Here is a 3,045-nt window from a genome sequence, read left to right on the forward strand (position 1 = left end):
CCTCCAATATACATCAGTTTCAAAATGTTTTTGTCGTCTTGTACTTTCCATGCATCGAACTTCAGAATCATAAAAATGCAAGCTACTACAATACTTGAAAAAGATAGCCAAAAAGATTGTGTACATGCTTGCAAAAAATCACCTGCAATCAAGAAGAGCAAGCCCAGCAAAAACAAAGTGATATTTACCGGCAACAACCATCGTTTCCCATGCTTTTTCAAGATAGATGAAATAGCATTTGTGCAATAAGAATGGTTTTCAGAATAATGTTCTTCCAGCCACTCGGTCTCTTTCCGGTTAGAGAAGAACCGTTTATAGTTCCATTTGAAAATATGAAATAATTCTTTCATACAAAAACCTCGCATAATGACTTATTTTATTTTATTATATAATCGCAGCCTTAGTGGAAGCTTAGAAGATACAGCTATATATAAAAAAACTGCGCATAAAAGTACGATCATCCTTTTATGCGCAGTTTATCTATACGATTGTGGGATTTACAGCATTTATTTTACAGATATACCGTAAAGCAGATTCTATTTTCCGGAAGATAATTGGAATCAATCTTACCATTGTGTGAGTCAACAATAGCTTTAGCGATTGACAATCCGATTCCACACTTTCCTTCGCCATAATGCCGTGTTTTGTCTGCTCGATAAAAGCGTTCAAACAGCTTTTCGGGTGGAACATCCGGAAGAACATCACATGTGTTTTCAATTTCAAATACAAAGTGCTGTTTTCTTTCGTTCAAACGGACCCATATGGTTCCGTTTTTATTTGCATATGTTATCGCATTGTCGATCAAAATTGCGAAAAGCTTTTCCAGTTGGTCTCTGTCCGCCACTCCCCATATGTTGTCATCCAAATCACAATACAGAGTAATGTTTTTGCTGTTAATTCTTGTTTGATATGCATTCAATTCTGTTTGCAGCAGATCGCTGACAGGAATATCTTCAGTATTGACTGTCAGTGCTTTTTCGTCCATTTTGGACAGCGTCAACAAATCCTGAACCATTTTTGTCAAATGCAATGATTGGTTTTTTATGTTGTTACTCCACTTCGTTTGGCTTGTATATAACTCCAATGCTTCTACATTCGATAAAATGACAGACACGGGAGTTTTCAGTTCGTGACTGGCATTTGTAATAAATTGTTTTTGTGTTTCAATGCTTGCTGCAACCGGAGAAATAGCTTTGTTTGATAACTTGATTGCCAAAATCAGCATGAGTCCCCAGCAAACAATGCCAAGCCCCAACGACAGAAGCAAAATCCTCAAAAATGATACGATTTCCTCGGAGATATCTAAAAACACAATGGTTTTTATCCCTCCAATATTGGTAATATGAAAGCGGTATCTTCCGTACGTTCCCAAGGGAGTTTTGTGTGCTTGTACTTTAACAGCTAAATGGGTTGCTTCATTTTCTGTTAAAGAAGTAATCTGTTTGGTATTTACATAGATTGGCTTGCCATCCGCATCCATTCGGACAACGAAAAAATTGGATGACAGGATCATATCCTGCCTGTTTTTCGGATCTTCTAAGAAGTCTGTAAAAGAAAAATCTTCTTCAATATCCTCAAAATCCGAAAACTTTTTATCCACACTTTCGGACAACAAGAGTAGTGTTTCTTTAATTTCTCCATATATCGTATGAATATTAATGGCATTTAGTGTTCCAAGCAAGGCTATCAGCACAATGGAAACGCCAATCATAGCTGTAAAAATGAATTCTTTTTTCAGTTTACGAATCATTTGTGTGCCTCCAATGTGTATCCAACATCACGCTTTAGAACGATTTTGATGTCAGCATTTAAATCGGCAAGCTTTTTCCGCAGATAGGAAATATATACCCACACAACACCTGGCTGTGCTTCCGTATCGTAACCCCATACTTTACACAGAAGTTCTTCCGTTGAAAAATAGCGTCCGTGATTGAGCATCATGAGTTCCATAAGCTGGTACTCCAACTTACCAAGGCTTGTACTTTGATTTCCAACATACATCTCATGACTTTCCTGATCCAGTTCGACATTACCGAACATCAATACCTTTGCTATGTAATCCGGTCTGCGGCGCAACAACGCCCTCACATGTGCCAATAAAAGTTCCATGGAAAACGGCTTAGGTAAATAATCGTCGGCACCGGTATCCAGACCAAGAATTTGATCTTTTATTTCTGCTTTCGCCGTGAGAAGCATAATAGGTGTTTTATATCCAAGCTTTCTAAGTTCTTTCAGAACTTCCAAGCCGCTTTTGTCCGGCATCATAATATCAAGTATAATACCGTCGTATTCCTCTAACTGCGCATATGCCAAAGCGGTTTCTCCGTCATATACCGCATCTACTGTGTAATGATGATATGTTAAAATATCTACAACTGCCTCAGATAAACCTCGTTCATCCTCTGCATACAAAATCCTCATACATACACCTCCTTTTCTTTATTGTATCAAAGTAACCTTAGTAAATGCTTAGCACTACAGCAAAACTTGCTTATTTGAATTATATTTATAAGGAATTTGCCTTGAGCAAAATCCGACTGTTCGTGTGTATGGTGGCAGTGCCAACGGGGGCGCAAGAGGTATATAAAACCCCGCCGCAGCGATCAGCTCCCGTATCGTATTCTCTCCATTTCCAAATCAAATGGAATCGTCAATTTCTTCGGAAGCTCGCTCATGGAGAGTTCCAGAATTTTGCGGATTGTAATTTTCGCAAACATGTTTGTTTTGCTCATATCGCCGTCTGCCAGTTTTACGATCTGCGCTGTTCCTGCAGAAAAGTTAAAACAGATTTCTCCCCATTCATCGTCGTCGTTTGCATACCGATGTACAGCTTTGTACTCGTATGTAGCGGCGGCGATTTTTTTGTTTTTATCGGTCAGCTTCAATTCCACCACACCGAGAACACCGGCATCCACCAATAGTCCGGTCAGTTTGTCCACGATCTTCTTGTAGGCTCGCTCTGCACCGCTGGTGGTGCTGTACTCGTAAGCGGTGGCAAGCTGTTCAAATGAATAACGCTCGTCCCACGGCATCACCCGTCCACAG

4 protein-coding genes are annotated in these 3,045 nt (G+C 39.5%); all 4 read right to left on the reverse strand.

Translation table 11 applies throughout. From position 1 onward, the window contains the following. On the reverse strand, window positions 1–350 hold a 350-nt coding region (locus IJE10_04635), incomplete at its 3' end, for a hypothetical protein (GenBank protein ID MBQ2967395.1). Between the two features lie 161 nt (window positions 351–511). Further along, window positions 512–1,750: a HAMP domain-containing histidine kinase gene (locus tag IJE10_04640; protein ID MBQ2967396.1), complete on the reverse strand. Its 1,239-nt coding sequence runs from the start codon at window positions 1,748–1,750 to the stop codon at window positions 512–514. Next, window positions 1,747–2,421: a response regulator transcription factor gene (locus tag IJE10_04645; protein ID MBQ2967397.1), complete on the reverse strand. Its 675-nt coding sequence runs from the start codon at window positions 2,419–2,421 to the stop codon at window positions 1,747–1,749. Before IJE10_04645 ends, IJE10_04640 begins: the two co-directional genes overlap by 4 nt. Before the next feature lie 182 nt (window positions 2,422–2,603). After that, window positions 2,604–3,045: hypothetical protein (locus IJE10_04650; GenBank protein MBQ2967398.1), on the reverse strand; the 442-nt coding region annotated here is incomplete at its 5' end.

The sequence above is a fragment of the Clostridia bacterium genome (assembly GCA_017410375.1).
Lineage (GTDB): Bacteria > Bacillota > Clostridia > RGIG6154 > RGIG6154 > RGIG6154.